The following is a 21,005-nucleotide window of genomic DNA, read 5'->3' on the forward strand; positions in this document are numbered from 1 at the left end:
TACCATTTGGTTTAAGCGATTTCTAAACTGGCAGTTACTTTGGGGGGCAAGTCTTTTCGCTCATTTTTGAAGTGGCTTGTGCAATGTAACTTTCATTGGTTTTGCGGATTTGTCGAATGCTTTGGTTCGCGTTCCTTCGCCTGATTGGCTTAATGACAACTCTTCTGGCCGCAAGCCTCGTAATCTTCGTAGTGCTTGAGGTTATTCCCGGTGATCCGGCAGAAGTGATGCTGGGGCTGAATGCTCAGGCTGATACACTAGCAGCTCTGCGTGCTGAGCTGGGGCTAAATGCGCCTGTTTACACCCGTTATATAAACTGGGTGCTGGGTATGTTGCATGGCGATTTCGGCGTGAGTTACACCTATTCAGTGCCTGTTGCAGAGCTTATCGGAGAACGCGTGCAGGTCAGCCTGCCACTTGCGAGCGGCGCTTTGATCCTTTCGACCGCTCTGGCCATTCCGATTGGCGTATATTCTGCCAGACACCACGGAAAAATCATTGATACCGGTATCATGGCCGTCGCTCAGATCGGTATTGCTGTTCCAAATTTCTGGATCGCAATTTTAATGGTTTACGTCTTTGCGATTGTCCTGCGTATCTTGCCTTCTGGCGGTTTCCCCGGCTGGGATGAGAACTTCTTTGGCTCACTTCAAGCGCTTTTACTGCCAGTTATCGCTCTTGCCTTGCCACAGGCGAGTATACTGGCGCGGGTCATGCGCTCTGCTTTACTGGATGTTTTGCATGAAGATTATATCCGCACTGCGCGAGCCAAGGGCCTTTCAAACAAAGCGACCTTGTGGCGGCACGGCGTCCGTAATGCACTCATTCCGGTTCTGACAATTTTAGGCCTGCAATTCTCCTTTTTGATTGCTGGAACCGTGATTATTGAAAACGCGTTTTACCTTCCAGGACTGGGGCGCCTTATCTTTCAAGGCATCACACAACGTGATCTCATCGTGGTAAAGAGCAGTGTTATGTTGCTGGTTGCCCTGACAATCATCGTGACGTTTCTCGTAGACATCGCTTATGCGGCTATCGACCCACGATTGAGGCGGCGCCCATGAACCAGGAACTTCAAAGCTATCCGTCGCTTTCAACCTATGACGAAGTTTCCATCTGGAAGAAAGCGTTGCACAGCCGCTCTTTTCTGGTTGGCGCTCTTTTTGCCATCGCCATACTGGTCGCCGGTATCGGATCCATCTTCTGGACACCTTACGCAATTGATACGTTGAATGTCGCCAATCGCCTTAAACCTGCGAGCTCCGACTATTGGCTTGGAACTGACCAGTATGGACGCGATATCTTTTCCATGCTGATGGTGGGCGCACGGACCTCTATCATTGTGGCCCTGATTGCCGTTGGCATTGGGATGCTGATCGGCGTGCCTTTGGGTTTAATCGGTGCCGCCCGGAAGGGAGTTCTTGAAGAGTTGGTCATGCGCACTAATGATCTTATTTTTTCCTTCCCTGCCCTGCTTTCTGCTGTGCTTATCACGTCTATCTTCGGGCCTGGGACCATCAATGCGGTTATCGCTATCGGGATCTTTAATATCCCCGTCTTCGCGCGTGTGGCCAGAGGTGGTGCCTTATCGTTATCTGGCCGGGAGTTTTTGCTTGCAGCCCGGCTTTCCGGAAAAGGCTCGCTTCTTATCACTTTGGAACACGTCATTCCCAATATTGCTAACTTGCTGATTGTACAGGCTACGATTCAGCTTTCACTTGCAATTTTATCTGAGGCTGGTCTTTCTTACCTTGGACTTGGCGCCCAGCCACCGATGGCAAGCTGGGGCCGAATGCTCTTTGAGGCGCAAACAATGGTCGCGTTTGCCCCGCAGCTCGCTCTTTATCCGGGACTGGCAATCATCCTATCCGTCCTTGGCTTTAATTTACTTGGCGATGGGCTGCGTGATCTGCTTGACCCCAAGATGCGCAGGAGAGTTGCATGACACCTGCGCTGATTGCAAAGGATCTATGTGTCTCGATCTCTGGCAACCCTGTATTGCGCAATGTTAGCTTTGCTCTGGAACAAGGCAAGATCCTTGGGCTCGTGGGTGAAAGTGGCTCTGGTAAATCCATGAGTGCTTTGTCAGTCATGCAACTTTTGCCGGAAGGGGCCCGTCAAACTGGTGAGTTGTTGTTTGAAGACAAGAACCTGACCAGTGCAACAGATAGCCAGATGACCAAGGTTCGTGGCAAAGACATCTCGATGGTGTTTCAGGAGCCGCTGACAGCACTGAACCCAACACGGACGATCGGGGATCAGGTATGCGAAGGTCTGCGCTGGCATTCGCGCTTATCTCGCAAGGAAGCGATGAAGCGCACGATCATCGTTCTGGAACGGGTCGGGCTTGGCCTTGAATACGGCTTGATCGACCGCTTTCCGCACCAGCTTTCAGGCGGACAACGCCAGAGGGTGGTTATTGCCATTGCAATTGCCTGCCAGCCAAAGGTGCTGATTGCCGATGAACCGACAACGGCACTGGACGTCACCGTTCAGGCTCAAATTCTGACGCTTTTGAAAGACATCGTGCAACAGGAGCAGATGGCAATGCTGCTCATTTCCCACGATCTGGCCGTTGTTGCTGAAATGGCGGACGATGTTGCGATTATGAAGGATGGCGTGATTGTCGAGCGCGGGCCGACCTGCCAGCTGTTTGACACTCTTTCTCACCCCTACTCCAAAAAGCTGTTTGACGCCTCCAACTATGTACCTGCGCCGCGACAAGAGCCAGTGGATGAGTTGGCGCCTCCTTTGTTGCAGGTGAACAATGTTGTGCGTCGGTATCCGCTCCCACGTGGCAACATGTTTTCGCGCAGGCAGTGGCATCAGGCCGTGCAGCATGTATCCTTCGATCTCGCACCGCGCCAAAGTCTTGGGCTTGTCGGCGAGAGCGGGTGTGGCAAGTCCACTCTGGCAAGGACAATCTTGGGCCTGACACCGCCTGAAGGGGGGCGCATCCAATTTTTGGGCAAAAACCCCTATACGATCTCCCACTCTGATCGGCAGGATTTGCAGCTTGGCATTCAGGCTGTTTTTCAGGACCCTTATGGAAGTTTTGATCCACGCCATACGGTTGAGCGCACGGTCGGTGAACCATTACACTTGATGCGCAAAGATTTTTCGCGTCTTCAGCGGCGAAAACGCGTCCACGAAGTATTAGAAAGCGTCGGCCTTTCCTCAGCCGATGCCAACAAGTATCCGCATGAATTTTCTGGTGGACAGCGCCAGCGGATCGCGATTGCACGCGCTTTGGTGACCAACCCAAGCCTAATCGTTGCTGATGAACCCGTCTCAGCGCTGGATGTTTCGATCAGAGCACAAATTCTCGACCTGTTCGCCGATCTGCGTGATCGGCTGGGCATGGCTTATCTGTTCATCTCTCACGATCTTTCTGTGGTGCAAGCAATTACCGACCGGGTTATTGTTATGAATGCCGGGCGCATTGTTGAGGAAGGCCCGACCGAAGAGGTCTTCACCCGCCCTAAACATCCTTATACCCAGGTGTTGGTGGCAGCTGCGCCCGATCTTAATGAAGCTTTGCATAAACGCAGACGGCAATAGAGCAACCGTACGCATTAAACGCTATTGCCTGCAATATGCGCATAAAGTTAGCCTTACTGTCACGCTGGCAGCAACCCACCTGCGAGGTCCTATGACAACAGTTGAGAACCAGCTTCGTCGCAAAGTTATAGAAACAGCGCGTGCCTTACAAAGCACAGGGCTGACGCACGGCACCTCTGGCAATGTCAGTGCACGATACAAGAACGGTATGTTGATCACCCCCTCCGGCATTCCCTATGAAGATCTCCAGCTAGAGAAAATCGTCTTTATGGATTTGGATTGCGGTTATTATGGCGATTATCTGCCGTCCTCTGAATGGCGGATGCACATGGATATTTACCGCCACTATGTAGAGGCTGAGGCGGTTGTCCATTCCCACTCTCCACGTGCTACGGCTTGCTCGACCCACAACATGGGAATTCCGGCGTTTCACTACATGGTCGCGGTTGCCGGTGGTGATGAAATTAAGTGCGCAAAATATGCTACATTTGGCACAAAAGCGCTTTCCGATGCTATGATTGCGGCCTTGGAGGACAGAAAGGCTTGCCTGTTGGCCCATCATGGGCAGATAGCCTACGGCCCTTCGCTAGACAAGGCTTTCTGGCTGGCCGGTGAAGTTGAAGCGCTTGCCGATCAGTATTTGTCTGCACTGGTTCTTGGAGAGCCGGACACGCTTCCACCTTCCGAGATGAGCGAGATCCTGCGCAAATTCAAAAGCTACGGAAAACAGCTGGATGCATTAGATGGCGATGACGCTGGGGCGTTCGAAATGCCGCTGAGGCGTGAGTGACCCAACCATCTATTCGTAATGCTGGGACTTGAGCTTGTTATACTCACAAACGGGAACACATAGAAATGCGCATTGGGCTTGATTGGGGCGGCACTAAAATTGAACTTCTTGCGCTTTCTAACGAGGGCGAAGAGCTTTTGCGCAAGCGCGTCCCAACCCCTCATAACGACTATGAAGGTTGCCTTAAGGCCGTTCTAGACCTTGTCACAGACGCAGAAGCTGAAACGGGCAAAAGGGGAACTGTCGGAATTGGAATTCCCGGTTCGATCTCTCCAAGCACAGGTTTGGTAAAAAATGCCAACTCCACTTGGATGAATGGAAAGGCTTTGAAGCAAGACCTTACTGAAGCACTTGGCCGCGAGGTCCGCATTCAAAACGATGCCAATTGCATGGCTGTCTCGGAAGCGATTGACGGTGCGGGCGCTGGGTGCGGAGTGGTCCACGGTATCATCATTGGCACCGGGTGTGGTTCAGGTATCGCCATTAATGGCCGCCCTCACAAAGGGGCTAATGGCATTGGCGGCGAATGGGGGAATATTCCTATCCCTTGGATGAGTGACAGTGAGTTTCCCGGTCCTTTGAACTGGACAGGTCATCATGGCACCATTGATCTGCTGTGCTCAGGAACTGGCTTCCAGTGGGACTATGAGGAGACAACCGGACGGTTGCTCAAGGGCCGAGAGATCATTGAGCTGATGCGTGCCGGTGAGCAAGCTGCATTAGCGACCTACCAACGTTATGTCAGCCGTTTGGGCCGTGCAATGGCCATGGCTGCCAACCTTATTGACCCAGATTGCTTTGTGCTCGCTGGCGGGATGTCGAACATCGATGAAATCTACAAGGACTTGCCTGAGGTCATGCGCCCATACATTTTTTCCGACGGGTATGATTTTGATATCCGTAAGGCCAAACACGGGGACAGTTCAGGTGTTCGCGGGGCTGCATGGCTGTGGGGTAAGAGCGAAACGACGCTACGGCAAATAAACCAAACTACGTAAACCTGCTTTTACAAACGGGTTTCTCTTTCTATAGTCGGGCTTAACGAATCCGACATTTCGAAAGAATTTCCCATGACAATGACAAGCCAAGAAATCCTTGCAAAGCTGGTTAGCTTTGACACGGTCAGCGCAAAAACAAACCTTCCACTCATCAAATGGGTAGAAGAATACCTTTCTGATTTGGGTGTTTCATCTTCCCTGCTTCACGATGAGAGCGGTGAGAAGGCGAGCCTGTTTGCGACCATCGGCGGTTCTGGCGATGATGGATATATTCTTTCCGGGCATACCGATGTCGTGCCTGTTGCAGGTCAGGATTGGAGCTCAGACCCCTTCACCTTGCGCGAAGAGGACGGATTGCTTTACGGTCGTGGCTCTTGCGACATGAAAGGTTTCGTTGCCTGTTCTCTTGCAAAAGTGCCTGAGATGGTAAAGGCGCCGCTGAGCAAGCCATTCCACCTTATGTTCTCTTATGATGAAGAAACCGGCTGCACTGGTGTTCAGCCTGTCCTTCGCAAACTTGCCGGAGAAGGTTTTAAGGCAGAAGCCTGTTTTGTTGGCGAACCAACCGACATGCAGGTTGTTGTTGCTCACAAATCCAAAGCCTCCTACCGCGCAATCTTTACTGGCTTGTCGTGTCACTCGTCTCTAGCTCCGCAGGGTGTCAACGCGATTCACTATGCTGCGCGCCTTGTCGCCAAACTGGAAGACATGGCCCGCGAACTGGCAGCAGGCCCAAGCGATGAGCTGTTTGACCTGCCCTACTCGACTGCGCACACTGGAGTGATGAGCGGCGGTACTGCGCTCAACATCGTTCCAGAACACTGCGAAGTGATTTTTGAGTTCCGCGTCTTGCCAACAGAAAGCCTCTCTGCCTGCATGGAGGAAATAAAACGTTACGCGCTTGAAGAGCTTCTTCCAGAAATGCGCAAGGTCTACGACAAAGCTGATATCGAGTTTGTGCCTTACTCAGAAATTCCTGGTCTGGATACTGAAGTTGAAGCGAACGTGACCGTTTTGGCTAAAAAACTAGCTGGGCGAAATGACCATGCAAAAGTTGCTTACGGTACTGAGGCTGGCCTTGTTCAGAGTATCTTGAACGTTCCAACCGTTGTTTGTGGCCCAGGTTCTATTGAGCAGGCGCACAAACCGGATGAGTACATCAAGCAATCTGAGCTGGATAAATGCGACGGCTTCCTCGACCGCTTAATCCAACACGCTTGCGCTTAGAAGCTGAAACACACTCTTAATTTTAGCACTGAGCCCGTCCGTGATGGGCTCAGATTTTTTTTATCTTATGTTGGTGATTTCAACATTCGCTGTTGCAGCGTTCAAGAAAGAGATTGGTAACCCCAGTGTGAAATCATTAGGTACTTTTTACGAAGCTTTTGGGGAGAGCGAAGTTCATGGTGTCCAAAATTGACGACCGCGTCACACCACAGCACAGCAAATTGCTTTCCCACTCAAAAATTTTCTGGCACCGAAATGTGCGCAACGGGGAGTGGTTTACTTGGGACAAGATCAGGTTCTCAAGCCTTTATGCAGCAGTTTTGCTTGTCTTTATACTCACATACCTACTTCTGATACCCAATGCCTTTACATCACCAAACGGCACGTTCTTGATAGACTACTTCAGCTTTTGGCTTGCTGGCCAGCAAGCTATTTCAGGCACACCAGAACTTGTCTATAATCTTGCGGAATTTGCAGCGCTTCAAAATCAGGTTTCGGAATCTGATACAGTTTTTGCATTTTTCTATCCCCCGACATTCCAACTTATTCAAATTCCATATGCGCTACTTCCCATGAAGCTTGCCTTTTTAGCTTTTATTGGAACAACAACACTGTTGTTATGGTGCGCCTTGAGGTTAATTGTCGGTAACTGGGTTTGGGCAGCCGCTCTTACTGTGATACCGGCCAGCCTGAACAATGCTATGCATGGCCAAAATGCAGCTTTAACAACAGCGCTTTATGCACTTTTCTTGATTGGGCTGGAGCGTAAAAAGCCCGTTATAGCTGGCATAGTGCTTGGCATACTGACCATTAAGCCTCAACTTGGAATGCTCATTCCATTTGCGCTTATTGCGGGCGCAAACTGGCACTGTTTTACGAGCGCAACCATAACCACTGCCGTTGTCGCTGGGTTAAGTCTTGCACTTCTTGGCGAGAGTGCCTGGATCAGCTTCTTACAACAAATCCCCGTTACCTCTGAAGTGATGCACAGCAATGGTGTCAGCTGGGGAAAGATGATCTCTATTTATAGTAGCCTTCGCCAGCTCAACATCGGGCATGCCAACTCGTTTTCACTACAGATCATTAGCGCATTAGCTGTTCTCATATGTGTATGGATAACGTGGAGGTATTGCGAGAAAATGTCGATCAGAGCAGCCGTCCTCGTTGCAGGCGGGTTACTAGCAACTCCGTTTGCCCTAAACTATGATTTAACACTGCTCATAGTGCCATGCGCATTCCTAATCCGAGATGGCCTCAAACACGGCTTCCTTCCTTACGAAAAAGCAGCGCTGGCCAGTTTCATCGTTCTCTCAAGCTCAACTGCTTCAATCGCTTTGCAATTTGGAACGCCAATCGCCCCTCTCTTACCACTCTCGATTCTGCTATTAGGAATGCGCCGGTTCATACAATCACCCGACCCCGTTACTTTGAGAAACTCTTAGTAGCGCAGAGAATTCATCTATATTGGGTCTATTTTTGTGGATCGCGCTAAGGCACCGGCATTTGCTCCACATTGTTATGTGCCTGCCGGTTCGCAAGGGTATTTTAACATTGCACCTGACCCTGCGTTGCGATATGAAACTGGCATGATAATTATGAACTCACAAAATATGCAGTGGTGGTGGCGCCGGTAACGGTGGCTGATCACGCATGTCTTGTAGACTTGTATTTTCCAAGCCGCCGCATTCCTTGCAGGCGGCTTTGTTGTATCTGACGCCTCGCAAACATTGGACTATTGGTGCGCACGACCCGGAGGATTGACGATGCCGATCACGGCAGAACGGACATATAAGAGCAAAGGCGGCGTTATTATCAGCCGCAAAAGCCGAGATGCTGATTATGCTGCGGGTACTAGCGAGTGGATGGATCGTCTGGACCGTCAACGCGGTGCCGTTCTTTCCTCCTCCTATGAATACCCGGGCCGATATACCCGTTGGGATATGGCGTTGGTCAATCCGCCATTGCTGGTGGAATCCAACGACCGCAAAATCACCGTTCAAGCATTGAATGAGCGCGGCAAGGTGTTAATGCCTGCTGTCATTGGCGCCCTTGAGGGCCATGAGGATATTGCAGAGTTTTCTGCTGATGATTACCGTATTGATCTGACAATCAAGACACCAGATCGTGCATTTTCGGAGGAAGAGCGTTCACGCCAGCCCTCCACATTTTCTGTGGTGCGTGCACTTGTTGATCTGTTTTCCTGTGATGATGATCAGCTGGGGCTTTATGGTGCGTTTGGTTATGACCTAACGTTCCAGTTTGAGCCGATCAATCAAAAACTTCAAAGACCTGACGACCAGCGCGATATGGTGCTGTTTTTGCCAGATGAAATCTTGATTGTTGACCACTATGGACGCAAAGCCCATGTGCTGGAATACGATTTTGAGGTGAACTCCAAGACCACGAACGGTTTGCCCCGCGATGGCGAAGAAACCCCATACAAGGCTGCTGATGAAACACCAGCTCGCGGCGATCATGAACCGGGTGAATATGCCGATCTTGTACGTTCTGCAGTTGATTATTTCAAACGTGGAGATTTGTTTGAGACGGTGCCGGGTCAGGTCTTTTATGAGCCTTGTACCAACCCTCCATCTGCCGTTTCGCGTCGTTTGCAACAGATAAATCCATCGCCGTATTCGTTCTTCATCAATCTTGGAAATGCTGAGTATCTGGTTGGTGCATCGCCTGAGATGTATGTGCGCGTTACCGGTGGTCGTCGGGTTGAAACCTGCCCGATCTCTGGCACCATTCGCCGTGGTAAGAACGCGATTGAAGATGAAGCACAGATCCGTAAGCTGCTCAACTCCGCCAAGGATGAAGCCGAACTGACCATGTGCTCGGATGTGGACCGTAACGATAAAAGTCGCATCTGCGTGCCTGAATCTGTGCGTGTTATTGGCCGCCGGCAAATCGAAATGTACTCTCGTTTGATCCATACGGTGGATCACATTGAGGGGACATTGCTGGATGGCAAGGATGCACTGGATGCTTTCCTGTCGCACACATGGGCGGTAACTGTGACCGGCGCACCAAAACGTTGGGCAATGCAGTTTATTGAAGAGCACGAGCGCAGCCCACGCGCCTGGTATGGCGGGGCAATTGGTGCCGTGCTCTTTAACGGAGACATGAACACCGGCCTGACGCTTCGTACTGTACGCATCAAAGAGGGTATCGCACAAATTCGCGCAGGCGCGACTTTGCTTTATGATAGCAACCCTGAGGATGAAGAAGCGGAAACTGAGCTGAAAGCATCTGCAATGATTGCTGCTGTTCGTGAAGCAGGTCTTGCCCTCAAATCCGAAGAGCAAGCACCAAAAGCCAAGCCGGGTAAGGGCAAAAAGATCCTACTAGTGGATCACGAGGACAGCTTTGTGCATACACTGGCAAACTACTTTCGCCAGACCGGAGCCGACGTTGTTACCTACCGTAGTCCTGTTCTGGATGAAGTGTTTGAACGCGTGCAGCCAGACCTTGTGGTTCTCTCACCAGGCCCAGGCTCTCCGGCAGATTTTGATTGTAAGGCTACCATTGAGCGAGCGAGGGCACGGAGCCTGTCGATCTTTGGAGTATGCCTTGGCCTTCAGGCTCTGACTGAGGCTTTTGGCGGCGAACTTGGCCAGCTGGACGTTCCCGTCCATGGCAAACCATCACTGGTTTCCTTCAAGGCACATTCTCGCCTATTCGCTGGTCTTGGCTCTCCTGTTACGGTTGGACGATACCACTCCTTGTTTGCAAAGCGGGATAGTTTGCCAGACTGCTTTGAGGTGACGTCAGAAACCAAAGACGACGTGGTGATGGCGATTGAGCATAAGAGTGAACCAATCGCTGCCGTACAGTTCCACCCAGAGTCCATCATGTCTTTGGATCAGGATGCAGGCCACAAGATCATCGAGAATGTCATGGAAAACCTGATTAGGAAGGTTACAGCTTAAGCCTCTGGCTTAATGTGATTCATTAATCAGTTGAATTTAGGGGGCTGGAGTACAAAGATTGCTCCGGCCCCTTTTGCGACAAACACCAGCTCTGCAAAAAGCACCGGAATGGCGACATAATGTATCGCTATAATCTCATTTTAAAGCATAGCAGGTCTTGCAGACTTCCAACCAACTACAAAACATTGAGAATATTGCAAGACTGCATGTGAGCTGATTGCGATAAAAACCTAATCTATGCGAGTTTAATTAAAAGACTGGTGGTTTTATTGTCGACCAGTGATCTGAGGGGACAACTATGAAAGTACGCGGTATTATGATGAGTGCAGTGATCCTGAGCGGTCCATTTGCCTCATCAGCTTGGGCAGCAGAAAAAATCACTGTGGGTGCACTGCGGTTCACATCTCACGCTGCAAACTTCGTTGCCTATGAAAAAGGTTATTTTGCCGACGCGGGCCTGGACGTTGAGTTCAAGTTCTTTCAGGCGGCTCAGCCAATGGCGCTTGCCATTGCATCGGGCGATGTTGACTTCGGCCTGACTGCAATTTCCGGGGGGCTGATCAGTCTTGCTGACAAGGGTGCTGTGAAAGTCATCGGCGGCGCGCTGCAAGAAGAAGGCGGCATTGACGGGCAAATGATCCTTGCTTCCAAGGCTGCCTATGATGCAGGCCTTAAGACACCAGCTGACCTGAAAGGTCATAGCTTTGGCGTGACTACAGCAGGTTCGTCTTTCCATTACATGGCGCATAAGATTGCGGACAAAGAAGGGTTTGAGCGCAAAGACATCAAGGTGCGGCCACTTCAGAAAGTTGGTGCCGTTATTGGTGCTCTCAAGAGCGCTCAGATTGATGCATGGGCTATTGTTCCCCATATCGCGAAAGGCCTTGGCAAGGCTCCTCAGGTGGAGGTGATTGGCAATGTCTCCGATTACATTCCAAACTACCAGGTGACCACGGTCTTCACATCAACGAAGAACACCACAAACAACCCTGAGCTGGTAAAGACCTTCCTTAGTGCATATTCCAAGGGTGCAGCTGACTTCAACGCGGCACTGGTTGACAAAACTGAAGGCGATGCGACTGCCGATGATATGGTGAAGCTGATCCACAAATACGTTTATGCTGACCGACCGCTGGAGAAGGCTGCTCCTTCCATTCAAAATGGAGCTATGCGCCTGAATGCCGGTGCTGCACTGAATATGGCAAGCGTGGAAGATCAGCTGAATTGGTTTAAGAGTGAAAGGCTGGTTCCATCTGGTGTCACGCTGGACAAGCTGGTTGATTCCAGGTTCGTTGAAACATTCTAACCCAACACTCCGCATTGCCCATTACTGGTGGGCAATGCTCTTTCTAGTCCGGCTGGATTAAATGCAAATCTCCATTGAAAACCTAAGCCATTGCTATGGCGCTATTGACGTTTTGAGCAACGTCAATTTGACCTTTAATCCCGGTGAAATTGCGGTAATCATTGGTCCGTCGGGCTGTGGCAAATCTACACTTTTGCGATTGATGGGTGGTCTTGAAGAGCCCTGCCAGGGAGCGGCCTACATCGCAGGGCAAGTGCCAGAAGGGTCTCTCAACCCCCTCACCTATATCTTTCAGGACTTTGCACTGCTGCCGTGGCGCTCTGTTGCTGGAAATATCTCTTTGGTGCTTGAAGACCATAAGCTTTCCAAAAGAGAGAGCGAGGCCATCATCAACGATGTGCTTACCCGCACTAATCTATCAGAATTCCACGATGCACTGCCAAGACAGCTTTCTGGCGGGATGAAACAGCGCGTGGCGATTGCACGTGCTCTGGCAGTACGCCCAGCTTTTTTACTGATGGACGAGCCGCTTTCTGCGTTGGACAGTCAGACACGTGAGCTGTTGATGGATGATTTGGTCGAGCTTTGGGCCCGTGAGAAATTTTCTGCCTGTTACGTGACACATAACCTTGGTGAAGCCGTGCGTCTTGGGCACAAGGTGATTGTGCTTTCGCGCCGTCCTGGACAAGTGCGCGATGTAGTTGAGATCCGCATACCGCTTGAAGAGAGACGAGAGCGCTCTGCTGAGCTGGAAGATGTGCAACAGCAGCTTTGGCAGATGATGCGCGAAGAAGCCCTTGCCGCAGACCGGGAGCTTGCTGATGCCTAATCAAACCCAACCCCAGCACCCTGTGCAACGCGAACGCAAAAAAGTGCCGTTTCGTGGTGGTGGATTTAAGCCACGCCCCATCCGCTTTGTTGCACCCTTTGTCTTTCTCGTTCTGGTCTTGTTTTGGGAGTTTGGGTCTCAGACCGGTTTCATTAGCAACCTGGTTTTGCCTGCGCCGTCAGAAGCATTTCATGCCTTCATGGACCTTTATAATTCCGGCCTTCTCTGGAAGCATGTCAGCACAAGTCTTTACCGGCTTGTTTTTGGCTGGTGCATTGGAACTGCGCTTGGCATTTTGGTGGGACTACTGATCGGGCTATTCTCCTTGGCACGCGCTAGTTTGCTCCCGCTTACCTCTGCATTCTTCCCAATTCCAAAGATTGCTTTGCTGCCTTTGTTCATCATCTGGTTTGGTATCGGCGAAGGGTCCAAAGTTGCAACAATTCTGTTTGGGACCTTCTTTCCAACGGTCATTGCCACCTATGGCGGCGTTGATAACGTTGAACGTGGATTGATCCGCATGGGTCAGTCCTTTGGTATGAGCCGGTTTTCAATTGTACGGAAAATCATATTACCGGGGGCGTTGCCTGCAATCCTTTCAGGCGCACGTATCTCCGCCAGCATTGCGATCATCCTGCTCGTAGCTGCTGAAATGATCGGTGCAGAGTATGGTATTGGCGCTTATGTTTTGATGGCAGGATCTTTATTTGCCACAGACCAACTGATCGTCGGCGTGGCTATGCTCTCAATTTTGGGGCTGTGTGTGAGCTGGTTGATCGGGCGCACTGAAAAAGCACTTTTAAACTGGCGCGGTTGACGACTTAAATTAAACAATAAACCTCGCTGGGGCTAACTCAGCGAGGTTCTGGCTAATCAGCAGCGGCGTTGCACGCTTCTTTGAAGTTCTTCTCGAACACGCTTACCCAGCCATTGTTATAGCTTTCGCGCATCGCGGGGCCATATTCGCCAAGTTTTTCCCAGTCATGATGACTTAGGACAACTTTTGTCCCCTCCCCGTCCTTCTCAAAGGTTACGTCAACGCACGTTGCCATTTGTTCGGGGTTATTGATGTGCCAGAGAATGGAGAAAGCCTGAGCTGGCTGGTAAAGCTTTATGGTGCCCCAGTCGTGGCGGGTGCCATCCTTAGCAACCTCATAAAGCTTACCACCTTCTTTTCGTTCGCAGAAAACATCCGGCAGCTCACCTCCATTCATCGCAGTCACAGAATGGGTTTGTGTTGGCCACCATTTGCTAAAGTCACCTGTAAAAACTTCAAAGGCTTTCTCAGGGCTACACTTTACTTTGATTATTTTTACCACTGGCGTAATCATTTTTCGACCTCCTGTTGGTCAGCAATTTCATTTGCAAAAGCATGTAACGCCTCCTCCCAAAACTGGTCGAGGTATTCACGCAAAGGGGAAGTCCCATCGCTCTTGAGCCTATAAATCCTTGAGGTCCCACATTGATGTGCTTGTACAAGCCCAGCACGCTCCAGCACTTTCAGGTGTTGGGAGACAGCTGGCCTGCTGACATCCTTTGACAGAGAAAGTGCTTTGACATTTTTAGGGCCAGAGCGCAAATCTTCAAAGATTTTGCGACGAGTATCATCTGCAAGTGCGTGAAGAATTTTTTCGTAAGTCATGACTTACCGTAAGAGTTAACTTACCTAGCTGTCAAGTTTGAAATTGATCCTCCCAAAAGAACCAGTTGCTCAGCAAATCGGGCCGGTATTTTTGCGTTTATTGTTTCGCAGAAATTTAATTTGATAGAAACAACCAATCCTGTTGCTTGCAGGACCGGAATTGAGTGAAGATAGCGCCGGGCCATACATTGGCCTATTGGGGGCGTCGATCAGTACAGTCGCCAGTTCAAAAAAGGACAAGTCATGGTTTTGCGCATAAACGATACAATCCCAAATTTGACCGTTTCGACAGATCATGGGGACATAAGTCTGCATGAATGGGTTGGCGATAGCTGGGCGATCATTTTCTCTCACCCCAAAGACTTCACACCCGTTTGCACTACAGAATTTGGAGCTGTTGCTCAGCTCAGCCAGGAATGGGCCAAGCGGAACACCAAGGTTTTAGGGGTGTCCGTTGACGGCGTTGAGGATCACAAGAAATGGAAAGTCGACATTGAATCTGTCGGTAGGGCTCAGCCAGATTTCCCTATTGTCGCGGATGCCGGACTGGAAATGGCGAAAGCGTTTGACATGCTGCCTGCGGAGTATGTTCTGCCCGATGGCCGTACCCCAGCAGACTCTGCCACTGTGCGGTCCGTCTTTATCATTGGGCCAGACAAGCAAGTCAAACTCATGATGACCTATCCGATGACAGTCGGGCGAAACTTTGCAGAGATTCTTCGGGCTTTGGATGGGCTTCAGATGTCAGCCAAGGGCGTTGCAACACCAGCGGATTGGCAAATTGGACAGGATGTGATTGTACCACCGGCCGTCAGCACAGAAGTTGCAGAGGCTAAATTTGGCTCGGTAAAAACGGTACTGCCATACCTGCGTTTTGTCTCGCCGCCAAGTTAATCCAATTACAATAGACATTAGCAGGCTGCTCTTTCATCGGAGCGGCCTTTTCTCTGCGTTCTCACACCTAACTCTCAGCCGTGTTTTTTACCAAACTCACGGACTTATCCGTTGGACTGCGCTTAACAACAAAGCCCCGTAGATATCGTCTCTACGGGGCTTACCATTGATTTAGTCAACCTTGCGAACCGCGCCTTTTGCCGCGCTGGTTGTCATTGCGGCATAGGCTTTCAGAGCAGTTGAGACCTTACGGTTACGTGTTTCAACTGGCTTCCATGCCTGCTTGCCTTTGGCTTCCATAGCTGTGCGGCGGGATGCAAGATCTGCATTAGAAACACGCATCTCGATCTTACGGTTTGGAATGTCGATATCGATCATATCGCCTTCTTCCAGCAAGCCAATATTGCCCCCCTCAGCTGCTTCTGGCGAGACGTGGCCGATAGAAAGACCCGAAGACCCACCGGAGAAGCGACCATCTGTGACAAGCGCACAGGCTTTGCCAAGGCCTTTAGACTTCAGGTAGCTCGTTGGGTACAGCATTTCCTGCATGCCTGGACCACCGCGAGGGCCTTCGTAGCGGATCAAAACAATATCGCCCTCTTTCACCTTACCGGTGAGGATTGCGCTTACCGCTGAATCTTGTGATTCAAAAATGCGTGCCGCGCCGGAGAACTTGAGGATGCTATCATCAACGCCTGCGGTTTTAACGATACATCCGTCTTCCGCCAGGTTTCCGTAAAGAACGGCCAGCCCGCCATCCTGCGAGAAAGCGTGTTCTTTAGAGCGGATAACACCGCCTTCACGGTCATCGTCCACACCTTCAGCGTAGCGCGAGCTTTGAGAGAAGGCGACTTGTGTTGGGACGCCGCCGGGAGCGGCAGAGAAGAACTCTCGTACACTTTCGCTGTCGGTGCGTTTGATGTCCCAGCGCTCAAGAGCATCAGCCAAGTCTTTTGCATGGACTGACTTAACAGATGTATCGATCAGACCCGCACGGTCCAACTCACCTAAAATACCCAGGATGCCACCGGCACGGTGAATGTCTTCCATATGTACGTTTGCAACCGAAGGAGCAACCTTACACAGAACAGGCACAATGCGCGACAAGCGGTCGATATCTTCCATGGTGAAGTCGACCTCGCCCTCCTGCGCGGCCGCCAGCAAATGCAGAACGGTGTTTGTAGAACCGCCCATGGCGATATCCATAATCATTGCATTTTCAAAGGCTTTGAAGTTGGCAATGTTACGCGGCAGGACATTTTCATCTTCCTGCTCGTAGTATCTTTTAGCAAGATCAACAATCAGGTGTCCGGCCTCCACGAACAGACGCTTACGGTCAGCATGTGTTGCCAATGTTGAGCCATTACCCGGCAAGGCCAGACCCAGTGCTTCCATCAGACAGTTCATGGAGTTTGCCGTAAACATGCCTGAGCACGACCCACAAGTTGGGCATGCACTGCGCTCAATTGATTCAACATCGCTGTCAGAAACACTGTCATCAGCGGCTGCAATCATCGCGTCGACGAGATCAACCTTGCGCTTTTCTCCGTTGGCCAGAACGACCTTACCCGCTTCCATCGGCCCGCCGGATACAAACACAGTTGGAATATTGAGGCGCAGGGAGGCCATCAACATACCAGGAGTGATCTTATCGCAGTTGGAGATACACACCATGGCATCGGCACAATGGGCGTTGACCATGTATTCCACGGAGTCTGCGATCAGCTCTCGCGATGGCAGAGAATAGAGCATGCCGTCGTGGCCCATCGCGATGCCGTCATCGACTGCGATCGTGTTGAACTCTTTGGCAATACCACCTGCTTGCTCAATTTCTCTTGCAACAAGCTGGCCAAGGTCTTTCAAATGCACGTGACCTGGAACGAACTGTGTGAATGAGTTTACAACAGCAATAATTGGTTTGCCGAAGTCCCCTTCTTTAACACCAGTTGCCCGCCATAGGCCGCGAGCGCCTGCCATATTACGGCCATGAGTGGAAGTGCGCGAACGATAGTTTGGCATTGAAAACCCCGATCTGGCGAGTGGTTTATCTACTTATTGCAAACTAGTTAGTTTCAAAGGACTAACTTGGCAACTTTTCTCCAGCTTACACTAATAGGAATGAAAAGAGTACCCGCGGGTACGCCTCTTTTCCTTTTTGATCGCTTGAGCATTTCTTTAGTGTCCGCTATCGGCGGCTCAAGTCTAAGGTGAGCTAAAATCTTCCAAACGCGAAACTGGACAGGTCATGGCCTGATGGCTGGCCAGTTAAAACATCTGCCATCAAGCGCCCTACAGAAGGGCCAATCCCGAACCCATGACCTGAAAAGCCTGTCACGATATGCAGTTTTTCCTGTTGAGGCGCTTTATCTATGACAGGCATAAAATCAGGCATAGCGTCGATCATCCCGCCCCAAGCATTTTTGAGTTTGGTGCCTTTTAGCTGTGGGAACCTGTCTGTAAATGCATCTGCTAAGGCCACAAGTTCGCGCTGATTAGGTTTGGAGTTGAGCACACGCATTTTTTCAAACGGAGATATTTCCTCCCCATTCCAACGCCGTTTTTGCGTCCATTGGTCAGGGTAATGATTTGGTGCCCACGGTTTGATGTGTGTGCCCTTCATATTCTCGACCATATTGGGAAGCCATTGCCTCAGGAATTTGAATGAATCTGGACCAATATGATGTGTCTGATTGTTTTTCAGCGCAATCGTGTAACCGCCATCCTGACGCCTACGCAAGGCAAAGGTGTTGTCAGATGCAATAGCGGGAAAAACGTCAGGCACTGCTTGTGTTGCTGCGACTGTCAGTTCCACCGAAAGCTGTGGCAACTTAATGCCAGCATTTGAGGCAAACAAAGATGACCATGCGCCACCAGCCAATACGATTTGTCCCGCTGTGATTTCACCTTGTTCGGTAACGGCACCGACAACCTCACCTCCAGACTTCACCAGAGTACGAACCGCATTGTTTTCGCAGATCACTGCACCCAGTCGCTCAGCGGCTTTGGCTATGCCAAGTGTTGCTTGTCCCGGTTCAATGCGTCCATCACTTGCGGTGTGCATAGCGCCAATCCAACGTCCGGCCTTGCCCTGAATAGCTTCATACACCTTGTCCCGTGAAATCATACAGGTGCCGAGTTCATATTGGCGAGCAAGGTCTACAAAGTTCTCGAACCCCTCCAGGTCACTTTGTTTTTCAGCAAGGTAGTAAACGCCAGTGGTTTGGTATCCCAAGTCTTCACCGGTTTGCGCGCAAAGCTCCGCCCACAAACGACGAGATTCGATTGATAAGGGAATTTCTGGCTCATCACGGCCCTGCTGACGGATCCACCCCCAGTTTCGGCTGGACTGTTCCCCTGCAACACGTCCTTTTTCACAAAGAGTGACTTTGACACCCTTCTTTGCAAGATAATACGCGGTACACACCCCAATGATGCCCCCGCCAATAATTAACACATCGGTTTCTTGTGGCTGTTTTCCATGGAACAGCTGTGGGTTTTTATTTGGGTAGATCATTTGTGTACTCAGTGAACTTATATGAATGGGCCGAGTTCGATTTTGGACCCATCGGAAAATCTTGAATATCTAAACCGCGTCAAGTCATGGTCTGCTGGTTTATCCATCATCATGTCTGACATGATGCGACCTGCCGCCGGTCCTATTCCAAAGCCGTGGCCGGAAAATCCGGTAGCAACAAACACGCCCTTCTGGGTTGGGACCTCATCCATAATCGGCACGAAATCAGGCAGGGCATCGATCATACCGGCCCAGCTTTCCTCAAGCTTCAAACCTTGCAGCTGTGGCAATCGATCCACCAGCCGGGTTTGAATGCGTTTTATGGCTGTTTGACTGGGTGGAGGGTTGAGCACACGGCAGGTTTCAAAGGGGGTGATATCCCCTCCAGTCCATTTGCGTTTGAGGTTCCACGAACCTGGATAGTTCTTCGGTGAGTTCACTGCAAAAGAGATCCCTTTGAGTGACGCTTTTGCCGCCGGTAACCACTTGGAAAGGTGCCTAAATGAATCATTGCCAATGTAATGTTCATGCAGGTCACAGATAGCAAGAGTGAAGCCGCCATCCTGCCGTTTGCGAAAGGCAAATTTGGAGTCGACTGCATTGCCGTTAAAGATATCTGGAGCTGTTTTAGTTGCTGCCACCGTTGCTCGCACAGAAAGCTGAGGCATGGAAACACCAATGTTTTGGGCAAACAAGGAGGACCATGCCCTTGCTGCGAGCAGAACCCGATTTGCTTTGATGGTCCCCTTTTCCGTAACAGCACCTGTGAGTTTACCGCCTTCAAACTCCAAAGTTCTGACAGCACAATCTTCAACAATTATTGCGCCGTTGCGCTCGGCTGCCCTGCCTATTGCAGGCACCGCGACCCAAGGCTCTGCACGGCCATCGCTCGGGGTCAGCAAAGCGCCAATCCATTTGCCTTTGCGACCTGGAACATGTTTGTAAAGCTCTCGCTCACTCAAGAGCTTTGTGTCGAGTTGATGCTGCTTAGCCAGAGCTAGGAACTCCTCGTATTTCCTTAGCTCCTCCTCTTTCTGAGCAAGGAAATAAACACCGTGCTGCCGGAACCCAAGGTCTTCACCCGTTTCCTTCATCAGTTGATGCCAGAGGCGATTACTTTCTATTGTAATTGGGAGTTCAGCAGCATCCCTGCCCTGCTGGCGGACCCAGCCCCAATTGCGGCTGGATTGCTCACCTGCAACACGACCTTTTTCGCAGAGCGTCACGTGGACACCCTTTTGCGCGAGCCAGTAGGCTGTGCAGATGCCAATGATACCACCGCCGATTATGAGGAAGTCTGTTTGTTCCGGAATTTTTCCAGAAAACTGCTTTGCAGTTGAACTTGTGTAGGTCGCCATACGCGTCTCAAGGTATCAGGTCTGCAGAAAACAACCCTGCAAGCCTAGCAGAAATGAGATGTCATCGCACGATTGCTTTCCTAAGCATTTAGTCGACCTTTGACTTAAGTCCTTTAGGCAATTTTTAGATACTGAAACTGGCCTGAGACAATGCATAGCTCAGGCCAGAAAGTGCTTATCTTGGAGACATGCGGATCGCGCCGTCCAAACGAATAGTTTCGCCGTTGAGCATTGGGTTTTGCAAAATTGCTTCAACCAGCTGAGCGTACTCATCACCACGGCCCAGACGCGATGGGAACGGAACCTGCTGCCCAAGAGAATCCTGTACTTCCTGAGACAGGCCGCGCAACATTGGCGTTTCAAACGTACCTGGCGCAATGGTCATCACACGAATACCAGACTTGGACAAGTCACGCGCTACTGGCAACGTCAAAGCGGCAATACCGCCCTTGGACGCAGCATAAGCGGCCTGACCGATCTGTCCTTCGAACGCTGCAACAGATGCAGTTGAGATAATCACACCGCGTTCACCATCATCCGTGATCGGATCAAGTGTTGCCATGCGCGTGCTTGCAAATGCAGTACAACGGAAGGTTCCAACCAGGTTCACATTGATGACCGCCTGGAACATGTCCATTGAGTGCGGTTCCCCGCGAGACGTCGTTTTTGCAACAGGAGCAATGCCTGCACAGTTTACGAGAATACGGGCTGGGCCGTGCGCTGCTTCTGCTGCATCCAAACCTGCTTTCACACTGTCATCGCTGGTGACATCAACTTTAACAAACAACGCGCCGATCTCGTCAGCAGTTGCCTTGCCGACTTCTTCGTTTACGTCAAAGAGAGTTACTTTTACGCCGTGGCTGGCCATTTTCCGTGCGGTTGCCGCGCCTAGGCCTGATGAGCCGCCAGTTACAACGGCTGCTATTTCTTTATTAAGTTGCATGGAATCTCATC

Annotated in this window: 18 protein-coding genes; 12 read left to right on the forward strand and 6 right to left on the reverse strand. The window is 50.7% G+C overall.

The genetic code is table 11. From position 1 onward, the window contains the following. The first annotated feature begins 116 nt into the window (after positions 1-116). The 11 genes from BMZ51_RS01860 to BMZ51_RS01910 all read left to right on the forward strand — a co-directional run bounded on the left by BMZ51_RS01860 (position 117) and on the right by BMZ51_RS01910 (position 13,460). On the forward strand, positions 117-1,064 hold the full coding sequence (locus BMZ51_RS01860; protein WP_068003256.1) for an ABC transporter permease: 948 nt from the start codon (positions 117-119) through the stop codon (positions 1,062-1,064). Beyond that, complete coding sequence (locus BMZ51_RS01865) at positions 1,061-1,945, forward strand: ABC transporter permease (protein WP_068003253.1); 885 nt, start codon at positions 1,061-1,063, stop codon at positions 1,943-1,945. Before BMZ51_RS01860 ends, BMZ51_RS01865 begins: the two co-directional genes overlap by 4 nt. Continuing rightward, positions 1,942-3,561 carry an ABC transporter ATP-binding protein gene (locus BMZ51_RS01870; protein ID WP_068003250.1) on the forward strand — a complete coding sequence of 540 codons (1,620 nt, stop codon included), beginning with the start codon at positions 1,942-1,944 and terminating at the stop codon, positions 3,559-3,561. The genes BMZ51_RS01865 and BMZ51_RS01870 overlap by 4 nt, the downstream gene beginning before the upstream one ends. Before the next feature lie 91 nt (positions 3,562-3,652). After that, entirely contained in the window at positions 3,653-4,351 is a 699-nt protein-coding gene (locus BMZ51_RS01875; RefSeq protein WP_068003247.1) for a class II aldolase/adducin family protein, read from the forward strand. A 65-nt stretch (positions 4,352-4,416) separates the two neighbouring features. Further along, positions 4,417-5,349: an ROK family protein gene (locus BMZ51_RS01880; protein WP_068003245.1), complete on the forward strand. Its 933-nt coding sequence runs from the start codon at positions 4,417-4,419 to the stop codon at positions 5,347-5,349. A gap of 72 nt (positions 5,350-5,421) precedes the next feature. Then, positions 5,422-6,576, forward strand: coding sequence for an acetylornithine deacetylase (argE, locus tag BMZ51_RS01885; RefSeq protein ID WP_068003241.1), 1,155 nt, complete (start codon positions 5,422-5,424; stop codon positions 6,574-6,576). A gap of 176 nt (positions 6,577-6,752) precedes the next feature. Then, a complete protein-coding gene (locus tag BMZ51_RS01890) occupies positions 6,753-8,018 on the forward strand; it encodes a glycosyltransferase family 87 protein (RefSeq protein ID WP_068003239.1) in 1,266 nt (421 codons plus the stop codon). A gap of 321 nt (positions 8,019-8,339) precedes the next feature. Further along, positions 8,340-10,508 (forward strand): anthranilate synthase, encoded by a 2,169-nt coding sequence (locus BMZ51_RS01895; protein ID WP_068003236.1) that lies wholly within the window; start codon positions 8,340-8,342, stop codon positions 10,506-10,508. Positions 10,509-10,806: 298 nt separating this feature from the next. Beyond that, the gene (locus tag BMZ51_RS01900) at positions 10,807-11,814 is read left to right on the forward strand and encodes an ABC transporter substrate-binding protein (RefSeq protein ID WP_068003234.1); all 1,008 of its coding nucleotides are present in this window, start codon (positions 10,807-10,809) and stop codon (positions 11,812-11,814) included. Positions 11,815-11,875: 61 nt separating this feature from the next. Further along, the gene (locus BMZ51_RS01905) at positions 11,876-12,643 is read left to right on the forward strand and encodes an ABC transporter ATP-binding protein (RefSeq protein ID WP_068003231.1); all 768 of its coding nucleotides are present in this window, start codon (positions 11,876-11,878) and stop codon (positions 12,641-12,643) included. Beyond that, positions 12,636-13,460, forward strand: coding sequence for an ABC transporter permease (locus BMZ51_RS01910; protein WP_068003228.1), 825 nt, complete (start codon positions 12,636-12,638; stop codon positions 13,458-13,460). The genes BMZ51_RS01905 and BMZ51_RS01910 overlap by 8 nt, the downstream gene beginning before the upstream one ends. Positions 13,461-13,512: 52 nt before the next feature. On the opposite strand, the gene BMZ51_RS01915 is transcribed toward BMZ51_RS01910, so the two are convergent. Further along, a complete protein-coding gene (locus tag BMZ51_RS01915) occupies positions 13,513-13,974 on the reverse strand; it encodes an SRPBCC family protein (protein ID WP_068003225.1) in 462 nt (153 codons plus the stop codon). After that, entirely contained in the window at positions 13,971-14,285 is a 315-nt protein-coding gene (locus BMZ51_RS01920) for an ArsR/SmtB family transcription factor (RefSeq protein WP_068003221.1), read from the reverse strand. The genes BMZ51_RS01915 and BMZ51_RS01920 overlap by 4 nt, the downstream gene beginning before the upstream one ends. Before the next feature lie 243 nt (positions 14,286-14,528). Here BMZ51_RS01920 and BMZ51_RS01925 point away from each other — a divergent pair, with 243 nt between their 5' ends. Next, entirely contained in the window at positions 14,529-15,179 is a 651-nt protein-coding gene (locus BMZ51_RS01925; RefSeq protein WP_068003216.1) for a peroxiredoxin, read from the forward strand. A 171-nt stretch (positions 15,180-15,350) separates the two neighbouring features. Here BMZ51_RS01925 and ilvD read toward each other — a convergent pair whose 3' ends face one another. The 4 genes from ilvD to BMZ51_RS01945 all read right to left on the reverse strand — a co-directional run bounded on the left by ilvD (position 15,351) and on the right by BMZ51_RS01945 (position 20,994). Further along, entirely contained in the window at positions 15,351-17,198 is a 1,848-nt protein-coding gene (ilvD, locus tag BMZ51_RS01930) for a dihydroxy-acid dehydratase (RefSeq protein ID WP_068003213.1), read from the reverse strand. A gap of 193 nt (positions 17,199-17,391) precedes the next feature. Then, entirely contained in the window at positions 17,392-18,693 is a 1,302-nt protein-coding gene (locus BMZ51_RS01935) for an NAD(P)/FAD-dependent oxidoreductase (RefSeq protein WP_068003211.1), read from the reverse strand. Positions 18,694-18,710: 17 nt separating this feature from the next. Then, positions 18,711-20,051: an NAD(P)/FAD-dependent oxidoreductase gene (locus BMZ51_RS01940; RefSeq protein WP_068003208.1), complete on the reverse strand. Its 1,341-nt coding sequence runs from the start codon at positions 20,049-20,051 to the stop codon at positions 18,711-18,713. A 175-nt stretch (positions 20,052-20,226) separates the two neighbouring features. Beyond that, entirely contained in the window at positions 20,227-20,994 is a 768-nt protein-coding gene (locus BMZ51_RS01945) for an SDR family NAD(P)-dependent oxidoreductase (protein ID WP_068003205.1), read from the reverse strand. Between the last annotated feature and the right edge of the window lie 11 nt (positions 20,995-21,005).

Source organism: Pseudovibrio axinellae (genome assembly GCF_900110875.1).
Taxonomy (GTDB): Bacteria; Pseudomonadota; Alphaproteobacteria; order Rhizobiales; family Stappiaceae; genus Pseudovibrio; species Pseudovibrio axinellae.

Excerpts from the sequence above, each read along its gene's own strand:
- BMZ51_RS01860 (WP_068003256.1), top strand. The coding sequence starts at position 117 with ATGCTTTGGTTCGCGTTCCTTCGCCTGATTGGCTTAATGACAACTCTT.
- BMZ51_RS01865 (WP_068003253.1), top strand. The coding sequence starts at position 1,061 with ATGAACCAGGAACTTCAAAGCTATCCGTCGCTTTCAACCTATGACGAA.
- BMZ51_RS01870 (WP_068003250.1), top strand. The coding sequence starts at position 1,942 with ATGACACCTGCGCTGATTGCAAAGGATCTATGTGTCTCGATCTCTGGC.
- BMZ51_RS01875 (WP_068003247.1), top strand. The coding sequence starts at position 3,653 with ATGACAACAGTTGAGAACCAGCTTCGTCGCAAAGTTATAGAAACAGCG.
- BMZ51_RS01880 (WP_068003245.1), top strand. The coding sequence starts at position 4,417 with ATGCGCATTGGGCTTGATTGGGGCGGCACTAAAATTGAACTTCTTGCG.
- argE (WP_068003241.1), top strand. The coding sequence starts at position 5,422 with ATGACAATGACAAGCCAAGAAATCCTTGCAAAGCTGGTTAGCTTTGAC.
- BMZ51_RS01890 (WP_068003239.1), top strand. The coding sequence starts at position 6,753 with ATGGTGTCCAAAATTGACGACCGCGTCACACCACAGCACAGCAAATTG.
- BMZ51_RS01895 (WP_068003236.1), top strand. The coding sequence starts at position 8,340 with ATGCCGATCACGGCAGAACGGACATATAAGAGCAAAGGCGGCGTTATT.
- BMZ51_RS01900 (WP_068003234.1), top strand. The coding sequence starts at position 10,807 with ATGAAAGTACGCGGTATTATGATGAGTGCAGTGATCCTGAGCGGTCCA.
- BMZ51_RS01905 (WP_068003231.1), top strand. The coding sequence starts at position 11,876 with ATGCAAATCTCCATTGAAAACCTAAGCCATTGCTATGGCGCTATTGAC.
- BMZ51_RS01910 (WP_068003228.1), top strand. The coding sequence starts at position 12,636 with ATGCCTAATCAAACCCAACCCCAGCACCCTGTGCAACGCGAACGCAAA.
- BMZ51_RS01915 (WP_068003225.1), bottom strand. The coding sequence starts at position 13,974 with ATGATTACGCCAGTGGTAAAAATAATCAAAGTAAAGTGTAGCCCTGAG.
- BMZ51_RS01920 (WP_068003221.1), bottom strand. The coding sequence starts at position 14,285 with ATGACTTACGAAAAAATTCTTCACGCACTTGCAGATGATACTCGTCGC.
- BMZ51_RS01925 (WP_068003216.1), top strand. The coding sequence starts at position 14,529 with ATGGTTTTGCGCATAAACGATACAATCCCAAATTTGACCGTTTCGACA.
- ilvD (WP_068003213.1), bottom strand. The coding sequence starts at position 17,198 with ATGCCAAACTATCGTTCGCGCACTTCCACTCATGGCCGTAATATGGCA.
- BMZ51_RS01935 (WP_068003211.1), bottom strand. The coding sequence starts at position 18,693 with ATGATCTACCCAAATAAAAACCCACAGCTGTTCCATGGAAAACAGCCA.
- BMZ51_RS01940 (WP_068003208.1), bottom strand. The coding sequence starts at position 20,051 with ATGGCGACCTACACAAGTTCAACTGCAAAGCAGTTTTCTGGAAAAATT.
- BMZ51_RS01945 (WP_068003205.1), bottom strand. The coding sequence starts at position 20,994 with ATGCAACTTAATAAAGAAATAGCAGCCGTTGTAACTGGCGGCTCATCA.